This window comes from Paenibacillus oryzisoli (genome assembly GCF_050467285.1).
GTDB classification, from domain to species: domain Bacteria; phylum Bacillota; class Bacilli; order Paenibacillales; family NBRC-103111; genus Paenibacillus_E; species Paenibacillus_E oryzisoli_A.
Window position 1 is genome coordinate 42,341 of the sequence record NZ_JBCMUN010000001.1, and the last position, 21,860, is coordinate 64,200.

Consider the following 21,860-nt stretch of genomic DNA (forward strand, 5'->3'; position numbering starts at 1 on the left):
TCGCGTGCATATAAAAAAAGCCACGGCACAGGGCCGCAGCGGAATCTAGCGTCACAAGAGGTCAGGGTTATCCGGTGTGCTTTGCTTTCGGTATTCAGCCGGCGTAAGTCCGGTCGTTTTCTTGAACATACGGTGAAAATGGGTCAAATGATTGAACCCGATCCGGTAGGAGATCTCTTCAATACTATCGCCGGTTTGCTTGAGCAGCTTCATGGCCTCGGACAGACGAATGTCATTCACATATTCAATGAACGATTTGCCCTTGAGCAGCTTAAACATCGTGCTAAAATAAGCGGGGGACATCGTCGCTTGGGCGGCGGCGTCCTGCAGCTTGATTTCATGCATATAATGACTTTCGATGTAGTCGACCGCTTTTTCGAAATGCTTGCGATTCGCTTGAACGTGCTGCTTCTCCACACTTTGTTCCAGAAATTCCGCATATTCGCGCCCCGCGATTACGAGCAGCATTTGCAGATTGGATTTGACCATCAACGTGTAGCCGTCCTGCTGGCGCTCCCGCTCTTGCATCATCCGCGCGATCAACTGCTCCGTCTCCCGCTGTCCGTTAAAAGTCAAGTTGAGCTTGGGCAGCAGACGGTCGTTCATAGCAACAAAGGGATGAATAAAAGCGAAGTTGACAAAGCTCTCCATGTCAGTCAGCCCTTGCAAGCTCGAATCAAGCAGGTACGGCATAAAATCGATATGGACGATCTCGACTTCTTTGCCCTCCAGCAGCTCGATCTGATGCTCATAGTTAGGCGGGATGGAAAACAAATCGCCTTTGATGAGCGTGGCTTTCATTCCGTTGACATTATGAAGGGCAGTCCCTTTGATCACATAGCATATTTGAAAATATTCATGGGCATGCTGCCGGTTGCCGAGTAGGGCGGCATTGTTTTTGACGGCGATTTTGAACGGAAACTGCTCGTCCATATATGCTTTATACCGATAATATGGCACGTTGGCGCACTCCTTTGCGATAGCTCGGTTCTTCTTGATTTTATCATAAGTCCGGACATCTGGAAGAAATAAGCTACACGCAAGACCGATCCGAATACGCAGAAACAAAAAACAGGACCGTCCCCCTTATAGGGAACAGCCCTGTTTATTTTTCCGAATGTTGAAATGCAATGATTCCAAACGAACTCACAAGTGCTTTTGAATAAAGGCCATATAAGCCGGCAGCGAGACCTCAGGCTCCTCAAGGGTTGGCACCCATTTCTTTTCATATTCCAGCGACAGCCAACCGTTGTAGCCATTCTCCTTCAGCAAGCCGATGATTCGGGCTACCGGAACTTCTCCTTCGCCGATCAACGTGAGGGTTTTGCCTGTTGCATGCTTGATCGCGTCCTTCACATGCGTATGCTTGATATAGCGAGCCAGCTGTGCCCAGGTAGCCTCGGGCTCTTCCCCGTGCAAATAGGGGTGTTCAAAATCCCACAAAACTCCTACAGCCGTGCTCGCCGTCTGCTCCAGGGTGGCGGTAATCACCGTGTAATTGTTGATATCCCCGTGCGTTTCCAGCAGCACTGTCACTCCCTTTCCTTCCGCATAGCGCCCCAGCTCGGTCAGTCCAGCGGCAATGCCCGCTATCGTTTCCTGAGCGGGAACCTCCTGCGGCAGCCGGTCACCGAACACCCGGATATACGGCGTCTTCAGCTTCACCGCCAGATCAATCGAATCCTTCCCTTCCTGAATGGACTCGTCATACTTGGCCGGAAGATGGAACGAGCAGGAAGTGTCGAGACAGCATATTTCCAGCCCATGCTCTTCCAGGTCGCGAATGGTTTGCTCCAGATTCTCCGGAAGAAACGGGCGCGCACGCGGAAGGTACATTTCCCCCTCGACTCCTCTAAGCTCAATACCGTCAAAGCCCAGTCGCTTCGCTTCGTGCAACGTGTGCTCCCATGTCCAATTCGGGGTTGCCAAGGTTTGAAAGGCAATTTTCATCATGGATCTCCTCCGTTAATATAGATGGCTTATAACTAATCATCTTCTAGCTTAGCAAGATGAGCGAGGAGAGCATATCCACTATTTTCAGAATTACATAACGTATTTTTGGACATTTCGGGGCGAGTGTGAAAAACGAAAAATAGTCTACTTTTGTCCAAAGATAATGGATAGGGCCGCTTGTCGAAGCACACTAGAATAGAGACTAGGCATCAGCAAATCACTTTATTTAAAGGAGTATCGGACTATGGGAGCACAGCAAAAAGTAAAAATAGGACTCGTCGGCCTGGGAGCGATTGGGGCCAGAACGTACGTTTCAATCCTGAAGGACGCTGAAGAGGTTGAGGTTGTCGGGATCTGTGATATAGACCGGAAAAAAGCCGATGAAAATGCTGCTGTACTGAACACCACCGCGTATTACGATGTGAATGAGATGTTCGACCAATCGGGGCTCGAAGCGATCATTATCAGCGTACCGCATTACGACCATACCCCGATTGCCATAGAAGCTTTTCGCAGAGGCCTGCACGTGCTATGTGAGAAGCCGATTGCCGTTCATATCAACGACGCGACAAAAATGATCGCCGCCTACGAAGAAGCTAAAGCCGCGAACCCGGGCCTGGTATTCGGCATTATGTTCCAGGAGAGAACCTTGCCGTTCCACCGCAAACTGAAGGACATTGTGGCCAGCGGCGAGCTGGGCAGATTGATGCGGGCGACGTGGATCAACACGAAGTGGTTCCGTTCCCAGCTGTATTATGACAGTGGAGACTGGCGCGCAACCTGGGCTGGGGAAGGCGGCGGGATTCTGACCAACCAATGCCCGCATAACCTGGACTTATATCAGTGGCTGTTCGGTATGCCGGCACAAATTCACGGCTTCGCGCATATCGGCAAGTACCACAACATCGAGGTGGAGGACGAGGTCACTGCTTATTTGGAGCATGAGAACGGCATGGTCGGCCATTTTATCGTAACGACGGCGGAATCGCCCGGAACCAACCGCCTCGAAATCGTAGGCGAAAATGGGACCTTGGTGTATGAGAAGGACACGCTTGTTCTGCATAAAGGCAGAACCTCGATGATCGATCATATTCAGAACACGCCTACCAAGTTTGAAAATATTGAAACGTGGTATACTGAAATTCCAGTGAACCGGAACGTGCCGAGCAACCACCCGGTCGTGTTCAAGCAGTTCATCCGCGCGGTCCATCACGGAGATGCGGAGCTGATTGCCCACGGAACGGAAGGGATCAATGGCTTGACCTTGGCGAATGCGATTATGCTGTCTTCCTTCACCCGTCAAACCGTCGAGCTCCCGATGGACGGCGACGCTTATGAGGCCCATTTGCAGGAGCGGATCCGGGGCTCGAAATATGTCAAGAAGAAAGCCGTCAGCGTGGAGTCAGAGGATATGAACGCTTCCTTCTCGAAATGATAGCAGAACACCCAGCCGTGGAGGCTGGGTGTTCGCGTTTCTCTTTGCTGCGGAGCCCCGGCATGGGTTCAGCTCACATGCGGCTCCGCCTGGTGCCGGTAAATACAATCTTTGCCGTTCCGCTTCGCCTTGTACAGGCACTCGTCGACAAGCTGGAACCACGCTTTTTTCATCGTGTTGCGGTTGTAGGTGGCGACGCCGATGCTCATGGTCAGTTTTTGCCCGGGCATTTCGGGAATGACGACGGTTCGAATGAGTCCCATCATTTTTTCACAGATCCCCAGCACTTCTTGCGCGGACTTGCCCACGAACAGCACGGCGAACTCCTCGCCGCCATAACGGAACGACATATCGTCGGGACCGAGCACCTCTTGAATAAGCGAACCGACCGTCTTGAGGACGACATCGCCCACCCAGTGGCCATACGTATCGTTAATCAGCTTAAAATTGTCAATATCCATCAGCGCCAGCTCCAGTGGCGTATCGTGCGGAATGTGCGAGATCAGATGATCCGCGTGCTCCTGGAACGAACGGTGGTTAAATAATTCCGTCAGCGCGTCCACTTTGGAGAGGCGGTCGATCATGACGTTGCGAATCAGCAAATCCTGCTCGCGGACAACGGATTCTTTCAACTTCTGCATCAGCGCCAGGCCGCGTCCCATAATCGCGAAGCAGAGCAGCGTCGTTGCCAGCATCACCGCCAAAGCGGCGATCACATCATAAGCGGTTATCTGAATGCCGTAGAAGGTCTGCAGCAGGGTGAGCGTCAGAAAGCAGGCGATGCCGAGGCTGGAGGCAAAGACGATATATTTTTTCTGAAAATAAATAGAAGAAAGTAGAATTGGAATGCCTAGCACCGCGTAGCTGTTCGACAACTCCGGAATGCTGAGGATAAACACACAGGCCATGGTCATCGTCCATATAATCATGATAAAATCACTATAGGATTTTAACTTATGAATGGCAAGGTAGCCGACTCCCATGATGCCAAGCTGGAGAACGATCGGGATAACGTGAAATTGTAGAAGGGTTTGCCGCCAGTCCTCGCCTTGCACGATTTCTACAAGCAGACTGAGTAATGAAGCGACTTCATAAGTAAGCAGAATCCACCAAAGCATGGAAATCAGTTTGCGATTCCAAACAGGATCATGAGCAGGAATTTGTTCCATTAAGGGGAGGCCACGTTCCTTTCAGGGCATGGGTCATGTGCATGTTGGCACGTTATAGGAATATTGTAAAGAATTTCACCCTCATTTAGCAAGTAGTTTAGAATGAGCGGACGGGAATTCTCCCCATTTCAATGGGGTAGATGAAAGTCCGCGTTGCCCGAAATCCCCCCTTGCGGGGATACAAGGGCAAACATTCACCATATGTAACCCGGAAATTATGGAACTCACTTGAACAACAACATCGTCAAAATGTTAAAGGGGATCTCTGCAAGAAAACTTTTTCTGAAGTTCCCCTACCTGAAAAAGAGATTATGGGGCGGTCATCTCTGGAACAGCAGCTTTTTCATAGAAACGATAGGTTCGATCTCCGAACAAGCGATAAAGAAGTACATCGAAAATCAAAAGAAAGGGGACGGCTAATGCAGAGAACCTATAAATTCCGTTTATATCCGACCAGAGAAGAGCAAGAAAATATTCATTTTGCACTGGAACGTTGTCGTCTCCTCTACAATCGATTGCTCGCCGAACGAATCGCAGCCTACAAGCAAACGGGAAAGAGCCCAACCTATTACGAACAAAAAGCAACATTGCCAGAGAGAAAACAGTACATACCCGAACTTAAGGGCGTTCATTCCCAAGTTCTTCAGCATGTTGTAGAGCGTCTGGACAAAGCGTACCAAGCTTTTTTTCGCCGCGTCAAAAATGGAGAGAAAGCGGGCTTTCCGAGATTCAAGCCGGAAAGTCGATACAACGCCTTCACCTACCCGCAAAGCGGGTTTTCCATAGAGGAAAAACATCTTCGGATTTCCAAGATCGGCAATGTGCGGATTCGACTTCATCGGCAGCCGCAAGGAACGATCAAGACCTGTACGATCATGGTCAAGAATGGCAAATATTACGCCTGCTTTTCTTGTGAAGTCGAGAACGTGCCCCTGCCAGCGTCAGAAAAACAGATCGGCATTGATCTGGGCATTTCCAAGCTTGCTGTCACATCAGACGGAGAGCGGGTCGAGTCACCCCAATTTCTTCGTAAAAGCGAAGAAAAGCTGAAACGAAAGCAGCGTGCCGTCTCGAAGAAAAAACGCGGTTCTAACCGCCGACGTAAAGCGGTATGCGAACTCGCCAGACTTCATGAGAAAGTAGCGAATCAACGTAAGGATTACGCCCATAAAGAATCACGAAAGCTGGTAAATACATATGGACTGATTGCTTTCGAAGACTTGAATATACAAAGAATGGTCAAGAACCATCATCTTGCCAAAAGCATTGCGGACAGCGGATGGAATGGGCTTGTTCAATTCGTGACGTACAAGGCTGAAAGCGCCGGTCGTCAGATTGTTCAAGTGAATCCTTACCGCACATCACAACGTTGCTCGAATTGTGGCGAAATCGTCAAAAAATCACTTGCTGTACGTGTCCATCAATGTTCCTGCGGATACGTGGCAGATCGGGACGAAAATGCAGCGATTAACATATTAAATCTAGCTTTGCGAGACATATCCTAGCATAGACGATTTCAATCAGGCCAGGAACTGGCCTTCAAGGAGGGACAAGGTTACGAGTCCCGATGATTTGAGAAGCTCGTCAATTCATTGACGAGAGGTTCACTAGAAGAGTTAATCGGATTTGGCAATAGGTGTTTACAGGAAAAAATGATAGAAAGAAGTCGGCAGGAGGATTATGGCTGCATATCAATATGGACATGCCTGGGAGCATTACAAGGACGAGCTGTCGCTGCTCGATAAAAAACTGGAGCTGATCTACCGGAAGCGTCAGCTCCTGACGCCGGATCCGCAGACGGATTCATTTCGCGGGATGTTTGTGTCGGAGGACGAGTTTCTCCGCCTGATTGGCGGGGTCGATCTCTATGATGACCTGCAGGAGGAGGAGGCCGGCTATCTGGCCGCCATCCGGGATATGGAGCAGGCGATTGCCGCCAGGCGCGAAGAGAGCCGCCGTCAGGGCGTATTTCTGCCGCTGGCCTATCTGACACAGGTGTTCGGCCTCTCCGCGATCGAGGAGCGGGTCGTGCTGCTGGCGCTGGCGGTGGAATTGGACCGGAAATATGAACGGATTTTCGGTTTTTTGCAGGACGATTTGACGGCCAAAGCGCCAAACGTCAGCCTCGCGCTGCAGGTTGCCTGCCGCACGCCGGAGGACATGCGGGCGGCGAGGGCGACGTTTCAGCTGCCGGAGGGCCGGCTGGCGCGCTATTTGTTGAACCGCGAGCTGCTTGAAGTCAGCGGCCCGACGCTGCTTTCCCGAGCGGTGCAGCTGGATAAGCGGATCATCGCCTTCCTGCTGGATTCGGGCGAGCTCGATCCGAAGCTGAAGCCGGGCGTCGCCATCGTCTATCCGGACGATGCGATCCCGCCTATGCTCGTGCAGGCGGACTTTCAGGAGCGCCTGCGGCGCTTCGTCACGCAGGCGCTGGAACAGCCGCCTGCGCAGCGGAAGCGGCTGGCCTTCCACCTGTGGGGGAACGCCGGCGCCGGCAAAAAGCTGCACGTGCAGCATCTCAGCCGCCACTTCAATCGGCCGCTGCTCGTAGCCGATCTCGCGGAGGTGGCGCTGCACGCGGAGCACTTCGAGGCGCACATCCGCGTCATCGTGCGCGAAGCGATCCTGCACCAGGCGATGCTGTGCTTCACGCGCCTGGAGCAGCTTTACCCCGAAGAGCCGGATCACGCCGCACAGCAGCGGCTCGCAAAGTTCCACGAGGTGCTGGACGGCTACGGCGGCACCGTGTTTTTGCTGGCCGGTGCGCACCACCGGCTGAGCTGGAAGCCCAAGGAGCGGCTCCTCCTTGAGCATGAACTGCCCGTTCCCGACGAGCGGGAGCGGGAACGGCTGTGGCGCACATTCGCCGATGAGCTCGGCGTCGGCGCAGGGCTGGACCCCCGGGTGATGAGCGGCAAGTTCCGCTTCACCCCCGGTCAGATTCGGCGCGCGCTCGAGCTCGCGCGCGGCTATTCGGCTTGGCAGGGCGAGGCCCCTGCCGGGGAGCCCGGCGCGTCGCTGCGCAGCGACGCGCTCTACCGGGCGTGCTACCAGCAGGTGCAGCACAAGCTGGAGCGCAAGGCGACGCGCATCGAGCCGCGCTACAAGTGGGAGGACGTCATCCTCGCACCGGAGCAGAAGGATCAGCTGCGCAACGCCTGCAATCAGGTGAAATATCGCGGCGTCGTGTACAGCGAGTGGGGCTTCGAGAAGAAGTTGGCCTACGGCAAAGGGCTCAGCATGCTGTTTGCCGGCCCGCCGGGCACCGGGAAGACAATGTCGGCGCAGGTCGTCGCCGGCGACTTGCAGCTGGAACTGTATAAAGTGGACCTTTCCCAGGTCATCTCCAAGTACATCGGGGAGACCGAGAAGAATCTCCACGAGATTTTTACCGAGGCGCAGATGAGTAATGCCGTACTGTTCTTTGACGAGACGGATGCGCTCTTCGGCAAGCGGTCGGAAGTAAAAGACTCGCACGACAAGTACGCGAACATTGAGACGGCCTATTTGCTGCAAAAGATGGAGGAATACCAGGGGATCACCGTGCTGGCGACGAACCTGCTGAACAACATTGACGAAGCGTTCCTGCGGCGGATTAATTACGTTATCAAATTTCCGTTTCCGGACAGCGAGTACCGGGAGAAAATATGGCGTTCCATGTTCCCGCCGTCCGCGCCGCTCAGCGATGAGGTCGATTTCAAATATTTGGCGCAGCGCTATGAGATCGCGGGAGGGAATATCAAGAACGTGGTGCTGTCTTCGGCCTTTCTGGCCGCGGAGGCGGGCGTGCCGATCAATATGGGACACATCATCCGCTCGATTCGACACGAACTGCAGAAGTCAGGCAAAATTCTCGCCAAGCAGGAGTGGGAAGACTACTAAAAATCCGGGATTGCCGTCTATGAAGCTCGTTTCCTGTCCATAGGGAGACCTGCTTCTTTTTTTATTTGAAAATACTATAGTCATCAATCGCTTTTGCAATTATAATAGAAAAAGGTACAGAATATGACATATTACTCATCATTTCAACACATACATAGGTATTTTGTGGTAGGAGTTGACTCCCATAGGCAATTATTCTGTCATCGCCGATGTCAGCACGTCATTAATCAAGCTTCTTCGGGAAAATATGACACCTGATCCGATCCCGCAGCCGGAAATGATAGGGCTTGCGTCACCGGTCGATAAGGGCGATTTTTATCTCTCGCTCTTTTTGTTCAACGTGCGTGAAAGCGGTGCAAATCGTCAAACCCATATGGTGTCCAGAGGCACCGACCAGATCCAGTTTCCGCCGATGGTCGTCGATCTCAGCTATTTGCTGACGGTGCAATCGCCAGCGGAGCTGCAGTCCAGGGCGCTAGACGAGCACCGTATTCTGGGAAGGGCGATGCAGGTGCTGTACGACAACTCGATTCTTCGCGGTTCGCAGACCGTTGGTACGCTGGCCGAGCAGGATGAAGAAGTCCGCATCGTCATGGAACCTTTTAAGGGCGAGAGCCTCACAAACATGTGGAATTTCGCCGATACGCCTTACCGGTTGTCCGTCAGTTATACGGTTGGTCCTGTATACATTGATTCAACTCGCATTAAAACGACCAAAAGAGTTACAGAAACCGATTTTCGCGTTGAAGGTTAGGGGGATGGTCTGTGGAACACATGGAACAGCTTCGCGTGTCACATTTAAAATCCCGCGTTTCCCTGGTTGTAGGCGTTGTCGATTCACTCACTTCTCAGTCTCCCCTTGGCAACACAACCACCGTTCACCTCGAGGGCACCCGTTCGAAAGCGATTCGCAAAACGAACGGTTCCTATATATTTAATGATTTAACGCCTGGCACGTATCTGGCTACGGTAACGAGCGAGTATTACTTCCAGGAGCAAGTGCGCATCTCCATCGGCAGCACGAATGCGATTGCGGTCGTGCAGCTCAGTCCCAAGCCCTCGTACCCTTTTTCACCCGGAACGCCATTGATTCGAATGATGCTGCACAGCAGCGCAGGAACCCCGCTGCAAGGCGCGGAGCTGCAAGCGGTTGTGCTGTCGGAAGACGGCGCACGCGCCAGATTAATGACGGAGCAGGCCGAACGCGGCAGCGAGGAGCTGACGCTTGGCTCTTTTACAGGCGGAGTGCTCGCTGGCGACACTTATCTGCTTCGAGGCCGGGGGGCGAAGGCATCCGAGGAGGTTATCCGGATCGCCGAGGTGCTGGAGCATCAGAAACGCTTTCGGCTGAGGGACAAGCTGACCAAGGCGTACGCGCGAGGCGCGCTGCTGATGCCCGTGCAGATGACGCGAAGCACAGAGCGGGGAGAGGTGGTTATTGCCTTCCGGGGGAATCGCATTCCGGACTTTACAGCCGATTTAATGATTTCATACGGATCGGCAAGCCAGCAAGTAATCAAAGAAGTTGCCGTGGCCGAAGGCGCAACGACGAATCTGGGCACGGTCTGTCTCACGCAACTCTAATTAGTAGAATGGACACGTCCATCTTCTATACAAAAAATGACAAGCAGAAAGGAGAGAACTGGTTTCAAGTCAGAGGTCAACATGATGAGCAAGGGATCGTGTCCACTGACGGAACTGGGGAACAATGGCTGACTATTTATCACCTGGGGTCTATGTGGAAGAGTTTGACAGCGGAGCACAACCGCTTGAGGGTGCAAGCACAAGTACGGCCGGGTTTATCGGGCTTGCGCAAAGAGGGGAAATCGAGGGCGTACCGCAACTGGTTACAAGCGTAGCCGATTTCCACCGTTTATTCGGCAGCTATCTGTCCGAAAACGAGTTTGGCGAGTACCGTTTCCTTTCTTACGCTGTTGAGCATTTCTACTTGAATGGCGGCTCCCGCTGCTTCGTAATGCGCGTAGCGCCTACGGATGCCAAAGTCGCGAGCAACCAGGATGCCGGCAACAAAGAAGCGGCGATTCTGAACATTACATCGAAGAACCCAGGTACTTGGGGTAACCAAGTACGCGTTGTCGTCGTGCCTTCGAGCAAAGCGAAAACGCAAATTTACGAAGTGCTGAGCGAAAAAGAATATCGCGTCAAAAATAACGCAGGCTTTAACGTTGGCGACGTAGTCGCTTTCGAAGCAGCCGGCGAAAAGCAATACAGCAAAGTTGTTTCTTCGCAAGACAACATCATCAAACTGTCCGATGCTTTGGACGGCGACGTTGTCGACAGCGGCTTGCTGGCCAGCAAAGTGCTTACAACTTGCGAGTTCACGCTGCATGTTTTCTACGGTGACGAGGCGGAAACTTACGAGAAAGTGTCTTTGAACATTTCGGCAGCGAACCATGTTGAGAAAATCATTGCCCGTTCCAACATCATTCAAGTGAAAGATTTGACGGAAGGCAAAGATCTTGGCGCAATTGCTCCTTTCGAGGTGCTCTCCGGCGAAGACGAGTCTGTCGGCAAATTCCAAATCGCGCTTTCCGGCGGCAGCAACGGTTCCATTGCGAACGTAACACCTGATATTTTCATGGGTGTAGACCGCGGTCCTGGCAAACGTACAGGCATTCAATCCTTTATCGACAACGATGTTGTTTCCATCATGGCGATTCCGGGTGTAACGGAGCCTACGGTACAATTGTCGCTCGTAGCGCACTGCGAGAACTTGGGCAGCCGCTTTGCGGTACTCGATATTCCGCGTGAGAAAACGAAAGTTGCCGATGTGATGACGCACCGCAACATTTTCGACAGCTCTTATGCAGCGATGTACAACCCTTGGCTACAAGTGTTCGATCCGCTGGATAAACGCAATATTTACATCCCACCGTCCGGTTCTGTCATCGGGATTTACTCCCGTTCCGACCAGTCTCGCGGTGTACAAAAAGCGCCTGCCAACGAAGTCGTACGCGGCGCGGTTGGTTTGGATTGCCAGTACAATAAAGGCGAGCAAGATATTCTGAACCCGCAAGGCGTGAACTTGATCCGTCATTTTGCCGGTCAAGGCATTCGCGTATGGGGCGCTCGCACAACCTCTTCCAACGGACTGTGGAAATATGTGAACGTAAGACGTTTGTTCATCTTCATTGAAGAGTCGATCAAAAACGGCACGAACTGGGTCGTATTTGAACCGAACGACGAGCAGCTGTGGGCACGTGTTCAGCGGACGATTGACGCGTTCTTGACGCGTGTATGGAGAGACGGCGCACTGATGGGCGGAAGTCCTTCCGAGGCGTTCTACATCAATATCGGCCGCAGCACAATGACGCAAGATGACATTGACAACGGCCGCCTCATCTGTGTGATCGGGGTCGCTCCGGTGAAACCTGCCGAGTTCGTGATCTTCCGTATTACACAGAAAACAAGAGAAGAATAGTCTGACGTTACGATATTTCACATAATGACGAAAGGGGTATCATATGGCTGGCGAACGTAGGGATCCATACCGCAATTTTAGATTTAGAGTGGAAGTAGAGGGTATTCAACAAGCTGGTTTCAGCGATGTGTCCGGGTTCGACGCATCCTTGGCGGTTATCGAGTATCGTGAAGGCAACGAAACGATCACGGCCCGGAAGCTTCCGGGTCTGGCTAAATACGGCAACATCTCATTGAAATGGGGGGTTACGGACTCCATGGATATGTACAACTGGTTGTCCGAGTCTATTCAAGGCAAGATCTCCCGTAAAACGGTTACGATCATCGCGATCAATGAAGAAGGCGCTGACGTAGCGACATGGCAAGTCATCGAAGCTTGGCCGACGAAATACTCCGCACCTAGCTTCAAAGGTACGGGGAACGAAGTCGCGATCGAGAGCTTGGAGCTTGCTCACGAAGGCATGACGCGCACGAAGTAAGACGAGGTTAGAGTAGGTGCCGGGGCGGCAAGCTCCGGTACCTGACTCTTCTTTTTAATTTAAACCTTAAGGGGGTACCGACATCATGGCTTTCAAGACAGAATACGAGTTTGAACTTCCTAGAGGCTACGTAGACGACAATGGCACGCTGCACAAACGCGGCGTTATGCGGTTGGCGACGGCGGCCGACGAAATTTTGCCGATGCGCGACCAGCGGGTACAGCAAAATCCAGGGTACTTGACGATCATTTTGCTGACGCGGGTTATTACGAGCCTGGGCGATTTACGTGCGATCGATACGCGCGTGATCGAGAAGCTTTTCACGGCGGACCTCGCGTTCCTGCAAAATTTTTACCGGCAAATTAACGAAATGGAAGTGCCTCGGGTTCACACATCCTGCCCGAAATGCGAACATGAGTTTAGCGTGGACGTGTCTTTTTTGGACGAGAGGGCGTAACGGGCTATCCTGTAGAGAAAATCTATGAGGAAGTAGGCTTTATCGCGTACTATTTCCATTGGCCGCACGATGAGATCATGGCGATGGAACACCGTGAACGCCGTAAATGGTGTGAGGAAATTTCCCGCATCAACCGCAATCTGAACGAAGAAGGCAAGAAACCGTCCGACAACCCGTTCGATGTGTTTCGGTAAGAGGGGAATGAAGAGATGAGCACGCATCCTTCCAAGCTGCGCAATATCAGCGGTGCTTTTCGTTTTAAAGTCGAACTTGACGGTCTGGAAGCCGGAGGGTTTTCGGAGGTCACCGGCATGAAGTCGGAGATTGAAGTGAAACCATTGTGGGAAGGCGGCGTGAACACGCACCCGCATTATATGGTGCAGCACGCGAAGAACCCCAACATTGTGCTCAAGCGGGGGATTGCGAGTTCGAGCGATCTCTGGGATTGGTACAATAGTGCGGCGCAGGGGAAAATCAAACGGAAAAACGGTTCAATTATTTTGAACAATGCCCTGGGCGATGAAGTGTGCCGTTGGGAATTCACGAGCGCATTTCCGGTGAAGTGGAACGGTCCGGATCTGAATGCCACCAGCGTGAATGTGGCGGTGGAGTCGATTGAGCTTGTTCATGAGGGCTTAAAGACGATTTTTAAAAAATAGCGGGGTTCATCCGGGATTGCTTGAGGTGATGATTGATGAAAGCTCGACAATCGCATAAATCCCGAGGGAAAATCAAGAAGGCTCCCGTGCGTTTCACCGCAAGCAAGATGCTGGCTCCGATGGATCGGGTTTCCAGGTCTTCGAAGCAATTTGCAAGCGGCTTAATGGGCAAGTATGGCTGGGATCAACGCAATTATTTGGGCATGTTTTCCCTTATTTTTAAGGGAAAAGGGTGGCTGTCCGAGAAGGAGTTCGCCAAGCTCGGCGCTTCCAGCGATCCAGCTTGGGTACTGCAGTTGGAACTGCAGCTGCAAAGTTTGCAGCATCCGGAATCGGCTCCACTGATTACCAAAGAGCGCACGATTCAACACTTGCAGCAGATGATCCTGCAGAGCGGACATGAGCGTCCGAAACAGTCTGCATCATTGTCTGCGGCTCCTGGGGAGCAAGCGCAAGTCGTACCGGCACCGCCTCCTCCTGCGGCAGATGAGCCTAAGTCCAAAAAACGCGGGCGTCCAAGCAAGAGGGATCTGGAGGAAAGGCGCGCAAGATTTGAGCAAGAAACGCAGGCTGCGCCCAAAAATGTTCATGTCGTGAATCATCATCACGTGACGAATAAGCAGCCGGTCATTCATGTTGTTAATCATCATCATACATCGATCACGCAGCGCGCGATCGGGCAGCTCGCCGCTTCGATCGGCATGCTGAGGCATGGCGTCATCGGCAGCAAAGAGCAAGCGTCTGATCAGCGTAATAGCATTCGCAGTTTGGGTGCGGATCGACCGCTGCAAAGTCCCTTTCAAGTATGGCTCAGACAGGCTGTTCGCGAGGCAAATGGACCCGCATCTTTTCATGCGGGAGAGCGAGAGGTTCAGCGCAAGAAGGTCATCAATCAGGTGAACGTTGCACAGCACGTGGAGGCCGTTCGCCGTGCATCGCAGTGGATGGCGGAGTTTCAAAACGGAAGCATAAGTACGAATGAGCAGCAAAGTGTGTCAGGGGCGCTTGGCGCGAAGTTTTCCCGGCAAGGGCAGCCTACACTTCTACATGCTGCTAAGCAATTGCTGCAGCAAGTTACGAAACCGCAGCTGCAACAAGGCGCTGTGAGCCTGTATACAACAAGCTCGCCTGAGATGGATATGTCGGTATGGCGTCAGCCTGCCGAAGTGAATGCATCCCAGGGGAATTGGAAGTTAGGGGAAGGCCCTTTCTCCAATAGTGAAGTACCGAGTGCGGTTCAATTTATCCAAAGTTTGCTGATGAAGCATACGGAGGGCCAGACCCCAAGCATTCAACAGCCTTCGTCTGAAAGAGAAACACATGCAAGTTCGGCACAAACGCAAACCGCAAGCAGTCCGTCTGCTTCGATTGCACAAGGATATTTGGCAACCGGCGAGCAGCTTCTGCCGATCAATGCCATAAGTTTAACCTCGCGTGTGCCAAGGTTTATGCAAGCTGCTTCTTCGGTGATGACCCATCGGCAGCTAGTAACCGGCAGCACAGTGCCCCAAGGGGAACGTGGGATTCAAAGTCCGTTGGAACCTGAGGCGGTTCAAGCGGATGCAGTGTGGGTTCGTCCGGCGAGTCAAGCGGGTGAGCAAACCGCAGAGCAACAAACAAGTCATCATCAAGCCAACCTACAAGCGAGCCAAGATGCCGGTTTACCAGTTTCACGTTCGCTGATAGAACGTGAAGATCAGGCAAGCAAGACCGAACAGCTCGAACAACGACCTGTAAAAAGAAAGCGTGGTCGGCCTCGGAAGCATCCGATCGTTGAACCCGTTCATCAAGAACGTAGGGGAACGGCTGCAAAGGCGAATGAGCCTGCACCGATTGCCGAACAATTAAGCGAGGGCACTGGCAGCAGGATGTCTCCTTCTGTAGAAGAAGAGAGATCGCCCATTGTAAGAAGAGCCGCAGCACAAGTAAAGCGTGAAGATTTGCTGGCGACGTATCCAAGCCGTATTTTTAGAAAAATGACGGAGTATCACCCAGGTGATTCCCTGTCCTCGGCGCGGAAAATCCACAGCAATGAGAACGCGATGCAGCAGCTCGTTACCTGGCAACGACAATCCTCTTCTAACGATTCGTCGATTAGAAGTATTGATAATAGCAACAGCACTCAACAAGCTGGACCAGCGTTATATGGAACGAGAGAAACAGTTGAAATGAAAGAAACGCTGCGAGGCGATCTTGCCTCCAGCGTATTGGCCAAAGCGAGCAAGCGTCTAGGCGATTCCGCTATGGCATCGTCGGTATCCGCAGGGAGGCAATCGGCTGAGCAAGACGGCATTGCGCCGGATGCTGCGACCAATCGTCTGCGGGCAAGTGAGCTCGCTGTGGAAGTTGCAGCGAAGAACAGGCAGATGGCCGGTGAGCGGACTCTGGTGAGCGGCATACAGCCTGTGTCAGGGCGTGGAGCGAGAAGTGGCTCGCTTCTGTTCCGAAAGCAAGGTCAGCCGTCTTCCCCACAGCCGGGTATGATGGACAATGTACAGCGTCAGCTTCGGCAGGCGGATATGGCAGCGCCGGTTGAGCAGCAAGCTGGCATGCCGGTATCGCCTTTGGCTGCGAAACGGCTGGAGGCAGCTGCACAGCTCCACACGGCAGGGCTTCAGGCCGGAGAGCTGGCGGCGCGAGTCATGCAGCGCAGTGAGCGCTTGGCGCCGCAACCGCGGAAGGCATTGGCTGAGAGGCCAACGGTTTCGGCAGGACGAGGGACGGTTGTACAAGCTCACCGCGTTGCGGCTGGGCAGATCCATGAAAGGCAAGCGGAGGCGGTTGGGGAAACGCGTTCCAATCCGGAGCCTGCGAAGAATGGTCCGGCTCCAGAGGCGGCAAGTCATGCAAGCTTTACAGAAGTACGCGAAGCATCGATGGTGCCTATTTCCTCCGCTTCGCACCGTCAATCGCTTGAGCTTGTGCGCAGAAACGGCGAGTTAACGAACGTAGAGCGCGTACGTATGCAGCGGACAGCTATTCATCGCAGAATTGAAGCGAGTCGGGCAGGACTGCCGGATGTTGCAGCCAAGCAAGATCCGGGCATCCCCACAAGGCGGGACTCCATCACACATCCGGAACTGCGAGACGGCCTGCTCGCCAGCAGGGAAGCAGGTCCGGAAGGAAACAGCCGGCTGCTAAGCGCGAGACCGCCGCAGCTCACGCTGCGTGCTGGGCGTGTGGAGCAAGGCGGCTTCGTGAGACGGAGCGCTGCAGCGGAAATTCAACCGCTGAAGGAGAGCGAGCAGCCGCATGTTACGGCTGAGCGCATCCATGAGCAGGATATAGCGCCTGTCAGTATGGTGCAGGCGCGAAGAAGCGGTCCGGCAGCAGACCCTGTATCTGCGGAGTTGCTGGAGCAGATGCAGGAGGTGTTACGGTCCGTCGAGGCTGACGATCGCACGGTTACTGAGCGGTCTGAGCGCACTTCGGATACTGGAGCGGCACCTCAGGCGGAAGAAAATGTGCCGGAGGCTACGGAACGGCAAGGGAATACGGAATCTGCTTCTGTTGTGCCGGCGCGGGCTTCGGAGCTTATCGTTGACGCAGGATTGCAGCAGGATCACATCGAGCCACTCGAAGCGATGGAACGCTCGCCTGGCCGACTACAGTTTGCCAATAGCAAGCTGGTGGAGGATGGAGAGAACCGGCCTGCAGGGGTGCAGAGACAGGTGGACGAGACTACCGAGCACGTTGCACAGGGGACGTTAGTCCCTTCGCAGCGAGCTGAACAGATGAGTCTGCTGTACCGGATGCACGAGCAGGCGAGCGAGTCCGCACTGCGCAGCAGTGTAAGGGGCTTGAGCTCGCTAAGCGAAGGGCTAGCGGTGCGGTTGCAGGGCATTGGACCTGCTGCGCAGCTTGGGGCTGAGCAAGGCTCAGCGCAGCGCAGCCAAGGCATATGGCGTGCGGCGCAAGCCGAGCACTTGCAGCGGCGTGGGCGCGCCGCCGACCGCGAGCGGGCGCCGCTGGCCGGGCCGGGGGGCTTGAGCGCGGCTGCACAGCAGCGCGCTGAGTTCGGCGCTGCGGCTGCTGCGCAGGCCGCAGGGGTACACCGCCTGCCCGCCCTCGGGCCGGGCAGGTTGACGCAGGCGGCGGCCATCGGCCGCGCCGCCGGGAGTTTGGCTGGCGCGCCGAACGCCGCCAGCGGGGGCATGCAGCCGCTGGCACCGCAGGTGCAGCGGCAAGCGCGAGTCGGCACCGAGCGAAGCGGTGCCGCAGCATTAACCGGCGCGCTCGCGAGCAGCGCCGGGCTCACACCTCGCGGCCTAGGTCGCGCGGGGATGGAACCATCAGCGGCTACGGAGCCGCTGATGGCAGGACCAACGGCCAGCGTGCTCGCGAGCAGCGCCGGACTGATCTCGCGCCGCCTAGGCAGCGCGGGGATGGAACCATCAGCGGCTACAGCGCCGCTGATGGCAGGACCGACGGCCAGCGCGGTCGGAAGCAGCGCTGGACTGATCTCGCGCCGCTTAGGCAGCGCGGGGATGGAACCAACAGCGGCGGCAGCGCCGCTGGGCAGCGCATCAAACGGTGCGCTAACGAGCAGCACCTCAATGACCCCGCGCCGTCTAGGCAGCGCGGTCATCGAACCAACAGCGCCATCATCGCCGCTGATCACTACATCAACGGCCAGCGTGCCAACGAGCAGCGCCGCAATGACGCAGCGCCGACTCGCCAGCACCGGCACCGAGTCGATCACGTCCAATGCGCCGAGCCGATGATCACGGCACAAAGTACACCGCTGCCGAGCAGCGCTGCCGCATCACAGAGCATGACCGCGTCCGGGGCTGCCACCGCGTCACCGATGCTGACTCCTGCGCCTGCGGACATGCAGCTTCAGACGCAGCGCACGGCGATCATGCCGACGTCAGCGAGCGCACCCATGCACACGGTGCCAGTCGAGCAAATTCAGCTCTCCCCGAACGTTGGGATGGGACAGCCGCCAAGCACTGCTGAGCTGCCGGCATCGCTGGCAGCGATTCTGGAGCATAAGCAATCGCCAATCAGTTCACTGGCGGAGGCGCCGCTCGATTTGGACTGGCTGAGCCCGAGGCGTGCGGAGCCCGAGAGCCCGTTAGAGCCGCAGGCCCCGCAAGCGCCGCCGGAGTTGACGGAGCAGCAGGTGCAGGAGCTGATCAAGCAGCTGCCGCCGATCGATATTTCCAAGATTGCCGAGCGGGTTTTCCGCGAAATCGAGAAAAAGATGCGGTTCGAACGGCAGCGCCGGGGCTATTGACTGAAATGCCTGCAAATCGGCAGGAATTTTCTACAAAGATGGCCTTTTTGGCAAGATGCCTGCGAAAAAGCAGTTTTTAAGTCGTGTTCGCTCGAAATTGTGAGTTTTCGTTCCTAATTCCTGCCGAATCGCAGGAATTGAGTGCGAATCAGGCAAGGATCGAGGAAATCCCTGCTTTTTCGCCGTTTTGATATGAGATACCCAGGAAATTACCAACATCCCGTTAGAAAGGACTGGTCCCATGGCGCTCAAGAAAGCGATGATTATCGTTCACAAGGGAAGCAAAACCGAGAACGTGAAAGTGATGTTTAATCCGGGTGAATACACCATTGACACGAACAACAGCTATTCTTGGAAAACCGTGCCGGGGCTGTCCATGCCGATCGCTCAATTTGTAAGCGGGGGTACCACGACGCTAACGATGGATCTGTTTTTTGACACCTATGAACAAGGGACGGACGTTCGCGAGCTGACCCAGAAAATTTCCGGCTTGCTCGACGTTGAGAAGGAGATTCACGCTCCGCCGCTGTGCCGTTTTGTGTGGGGATCGCTGGATTTTAAAGGCGTTGTCGTCGGCGTCAATCAGCACTTCACGATGTTTCTGGACACCGGCGTGCCGGTGCGCGCGAAGTTGAAAGTCACGTTCAAGTCGACGCTGAGCAAGAAGGATCAACTGAAGCAAATTCCACGCCATTCCGCGGACCGCACTAAGCTGAAAATGCTGAATCAAGGCGACCAGCTCTGGACGCTTGCCGCGAATGAATATGAAGACCCGACCCTGTGGCGGGAGATCGCCAAAGCCAATGGGATCGATAATCCGCTGAAAGTCGCTACGGGACGCCGCGTTTCGGTTCCGAGGTTGGACTAGCCCATGGCTCTGGATCTTGAAACAAGTTCGTTCACATACGACGATTTAGCTAAAAAATATAAAGATTTTGAAGCACCGGCCTATCTGATCTCCGTAGACGGCTCCAAAATCTCGGATGACATCGCCATCGACTCGCTGCGCGTGGAAACGACGATCGATGGGACGGCGGATTCCTTTTCGTTTCGTATTATGAATGCGTACGACATCACCAACAACGAGATCAAGTGGATTTCCACGTTCACGTTGGGCAAAGCGATCGATATTAGCCTGGGTTATGTCGACAAATTTACAGCGGTGTTCACCGGACATATTACCTCGGTTGTGGCGGAGTTTTCGGCGGAGGGGGAGTTCGGCCTGATTGTGAGGGGCATGGACATCTCGTACTTGATGATGAAGGGGACGAAATCCCGTTCCTGGAATAAAAAGAAATACAGCGACGTTGTCGAGGAAATCGCCAAAACATACGGCCTCAAGACGAATGTGGACGCCACGACGACTGAATTCCCGGCGCTCGCGCAGAGCAACAGCAACGATTATCATTTTATCCAGAATCTCGCGAATCTGGTGAATTACGATTTTTTCGTCGTCGGCAAAAATTTATACTTCCGCAAGCCGCTCACCGCCACTACAGCTGTTATGACACTGGAGATGGGGAAAACGATCAATTCGCTGTCCATTGATATGAATTTAGCGGAGCAACTGACCGAGGTTGTGGTGCGCGCTTGGGATAACAAAGAGCTCAAGGTTATTGAGGGCAAATCAGCCAGCATCACGAAGCTCGGCGGCAACAGCAAGACAGGGAAAGATCTACTTTCCTCGAAAGGTGATTTTGTGGAGCACATGTACACGAATGTGACTTCGCAGGAGGAAGCAAAAAGCTACGCCAGCGCAATCCTGAATCGTCGGGCCATGCGATTGATCAGCGGCACGGGGGAATGCGTCGGCATCCCGGAAATTCGCGCCGGGCGCTACATCAAGCTGAGCGGCGTCGGCAAAACGTTCGACCAGCCCTATTACATCACCGGAGCTACCCACATTTACGATGACGAAGGGTATGTGACCCGGTTTCAGCTAGGGGGGAATGCGGTCTAATGTACAAGTCACCCGATTTTACGATTGGCGGTATTTCCGATTTTACTTCCCAAAAAATGAACGGCGTGATGGTCGGTATTGTGACGAACAATAACGATCCTGACAAGCTGGGGCGGGTGAAGCTCAAGCTTCCGATGCAGGAGACGGAGACCGAGACGGACTGGGTTCGCATAGCTACGCTGATGGGTGGCAAAGAGATGGGTTCCCTGTTCATCCCCGAGGTGAACGACGAGGTGCTCGTCGCCTTCCATTTGGGCGAGCTGCGGATGCCTTTTGTCATCGGCTCACTCTGGAACCCGAAGAATAAGCCGCCGGCTCCGGCGGACAAGAACGATTTGCGGATGATTAAATCCCGCTCTGGCCACGAAATTTCGTTCAATGACAAAAGCGGCGACGAAAGCATCACGATTAAGACGAAAAAAGGCCAAGTCATTGAGCTTAAAGATAAAGACAGCTCCATCGCAATTGCCGACGACAGCGGCAACAACAAAATTACGATCAAGGGCGGCTCGGCGAACGAAATCTCGATCGTCAGCTCGACCTCCAAAATTACGATGAACGCCAAAGGCGACGTCGCGATTGAAAGCTCGAAGGAAATCAAGATCAAGTCGACGCAGGTGAACATCGAAGCGTCGGCTACGATGGCGCTGAAAGCCGGCGCCTCGCTGGATCTGAAATCGGACGGCATCATAAACATCAAAGGCAGTTTAGTCAAAATCAACTAACTCGGGGAGCGTGACGAGATGTCGGAGGCATTTTTGGGACGGGGCTGGAAGTTCCCGATTCAGGTCGATCCTGCCACAGGACGAATCCGGATGTCCGAGTATGAGGAAGACATCGCGGAAGCGATCCGCGTGATTTTGGGCACGACGCAAGGGGAGCGCGTGATGCGCCCGTCGTTTGGCTGCGGCGTGCAGGAGTTTATTTTTGGTACGACGGATGACACGACGCTGCACCTGCTGAAGACGAACATTGAGGAAGCGATCCGCAACTGGGAGCCTCGGGTGGAAGAGGTCGAGGTACGGTGCGTGCCTGAAGCAGATGATCCAGCCAAGCTGAAAATCCATATTTCTTATTTGGTGCGTACGACGAACAACTTATTTAACCAGGTGTATCCGTTCTACTTATTTGAAGGCTCCAAATAGAAAGAGGCTGCGGAATTGATGATGACATGTGCAAGAAAGGA

Annotated in this window: 19 protein-coding genes; 16 read left to right on the forward strand and 3 right to left on the reverse strand. The window is 54.0% G+C overall.

What is annotated here, in order from left to right:
* Positions 1-51: 51 nt before the first annotated feature.
* Positions 52-960: an AraC family transcriptional regulator gene (locus tag ABE504_RS00150; protein WP_430082774.1), complete on the reverse strand. Its 909-nt coding sequence runs from the start codon at positions 958-960 to the stop codon at positions 52-54.
* Positions 961-1,146: 186 nt separating this feature from the next.
* On the reverse strand, positions 1,147-1,950 hold the full coding sequence (locus ABE504_RS00155; protein ID WP_430082777.1) for a sugar phosphate isomerase/epimerase family protein: 804 nt from the start codon (positions 1,948-1,950) through the stop codon (positions 1,147-1,149).
* Between the two features lie 247 nt (positions 1,951-2,197).
* Here ABE504_RS00155 and ABE504_RS00160 point away from each other — a divergent pair, with 247 nt between their 5' ends.
* On the forward strand, positions 2,198-3,388 hold the full coding sequence (locus ABE504_RS00160) for a Gfo/Idh/MocA family protein (RefSeq protein WP_430082780.1): 1,191 nt from the start codon (positions 2,198-2,200) through the stop codon (positions 3,386-3,388).
* 68 nt (positions 3,389-3,456) lie between these two features.
* Here the strand turns inward: ABE504_RS00160 and ABE504_RS00165 are convergent, their stop codons facing one another.
* On the reverse strand, positions 3,457-4,557 hold the full coding sequence (locus ABE504_RS00165; protein ID WP_430082783.1) for a GGDEF domain-containing protein: 1,101 nt from the start codon (positions 4,555-4,557) through the stop codon (positions 3,457-3,459).
* Between the two features lie 140 nt (positions 4,558-4,697).
* Here ABE504_RS00165 and ABE504_RS00170 point away from each other — a divergent pair, with 140 nt between their 5' ends.
* From ABE504_RS00170 to ABE504_RS00240, 15 genes are all read left to right on the forward strand, one after another.
* On the forward strand, positions 4,698-6,062 hold the full coding sequence (locus ABE504_RS00170) for an RNA-guided endonuclease InsQ/TnpB family protein (RefSeq protein ID WP_430082786.1): 1,365 nt from the start codon (positions 4,698-4,700) through the stop codon (positions 6,060-6,062).
* 175 nt (positions 6,063-6,237) lie between these two features.
* A complete protein-coding gene (locus tag ABE504_RS00175; RefSeq protein WP_430082788.1) occupies positions 6,238-8,439 on the forward strand; it encodes an ATP-binding protein in 2,202 nt (733 codons plus the stop codon).
* 175 nt (positions 8,440-8,614) lie between these two features.
* Positions 8,615-9,193: a DUF4255 domain-containing protein gene (locus ABE504_RS00180; RefSeq protein ID WP_430082791.1), complete on the forward strand. Its 579-nt coding sequence runs from the start codon at positions 8,615-8,617 to the stop codon at positions 9,191-9,193.
* Between the two features lie 11 nt (positions 9,194-9,204).
* Positions 9,205-10,023, forward strand: a complete 819-nt coding sequence (locus ABE504_RS00185) for a hypothetical protein (RefSeq protein ID WP_430082794.1) — start codon at positions 9,205-9,207, stop codon at positions 10,021-10,023.
* A gap of 124 nt (positions 10,024-10,147) precedes the next feature.
* Complete coding sequence (locus tag ABE504_RS00190; RefSeq protein ID WP_430082797.1) at positions 10,148-11,881, forward strand: phage tail sheath family protein; 1,734 nt, start codon at positions 10,148-10,150, stop codon at positions 11,879-11,881.
* 43 nt (positions 11,882-11,924) lie between these two features.
* Positions 11,925-12,359 carry a phage tail protein gene (locus tag ABE504_RS00195; RefSeq protein ID WP_430082800.1) on the forward strand — a complete coding sequence of 145 codons (435 nt, stop codon included), beginning with the start codon at positions 11,925-11,927 and terminating at the stop codon, positions 12,357-12,359.
* 85 nt (positions 12,360-12,444) lie between these two features.
* Positions 12,445-12,816, forward strand: a complete 372-nt coding sequence (locus tag ABE504_RS00200; RefSeq protein WP_126141507.1) for a phage tail assembly protein — start codon at positions 12,445-12,447, stop codon at positions 12,814-12,816.
* Positions 12,817-12,836: 20 nt separating this feature from the next.
* Positions 12,837-13,010, forward strand: a complete 174-nt coding sequence (locus ABE504_RS00205; protein WP_338143330.1) for a DUF6760 family protein — start codon at positions 12,837-12,839, stop codon at positions 13,008-13,010.
* 15 nt (positions 13,011-13,025) lie between these two features.
* Positions 13,026-13,475 carry a phage tail protein gene (locus ABE504_RS00210; protein ID WP_430082803.1) on the forward strand — a complete coding sequence of 150 codons (450 nt, stop codon included), beginning with the start codon at positions 13,026-13,028 and terminating at the stop codon, positions 13,473-13,475.
* Positions 13,476-13,510: 35 nt separating this feature from the next.
* On the forward strand, positions 13,511-18,199 hold the full coding sequence (locus ABE504_RS00215) for a hypothetical protein (RefSeq protein WP_430082806.1): 4,689 nt from the start codon (positions 13,511-13,513) through the stop codon (positions 18,197-18,199).
* Entirely contained in the window at positions 18,196-18,714 is a 519-nt protein-coding gene (locus ABE504_RS00220; RefSeq protein WP_430082809.1) for a hypothetical protein, read from the forward strand. The genes ABE504_RS00215 and ABE504_RS00220 overlap by 4 nt, the downstream gene beginning before the upstream one ends.
* A 241-nt stretch (positions 18,715-18,955) precedes the next feature.
* Entirely contained in the window at positions 18,956-19,582 is a 627-nt protein-coding gene (locus tag ABE504_RS00225) for a CIS tube protein (protein WP_430082812.1), read from the forward strand.
* Positions 19,583-19,585: 3 nt separating this feature from the next.
* On the forward strand, positions 19,586-20,674 hold the full coding sequence (locus tag ABE504_RS00230; RefSeq protein WP_430082815.1) for a phage late control D family protein: 1,089 nt from the start codon (positions 19,586-19,588) through the stop codon (positions 20,672-20,674).
* Positions 20,674-21,399, forward strand: a complete 726-nt coding sequence (locus tag ABE504_RS00235; protein WP_430082818.1) for a phage baseplate assembly protein V — start codon at positions 20,674-20,676, stop codon at positions 21,397-21,399. The genes ABE504_RS00230 and ABE504_RS00235 overlap by 1 nt, the downstream gene beginning before the upstream one ends.
* An 18-nt stretch (positions 21,400-21,417) precedes the next feature.
* Complete coding sequence (locus tag ABE504_RS00240) at positions 21,418-21,819, forward strand: GPW/gp25 family protein (RefSeq protein ID WP_430082821.1); 402 nt, start codon at positions 21,418-21,420, stop codon at positions 21,817-21,819.
* Positions 21,820-21,860 lie beyond the last annotated feature (41 nt).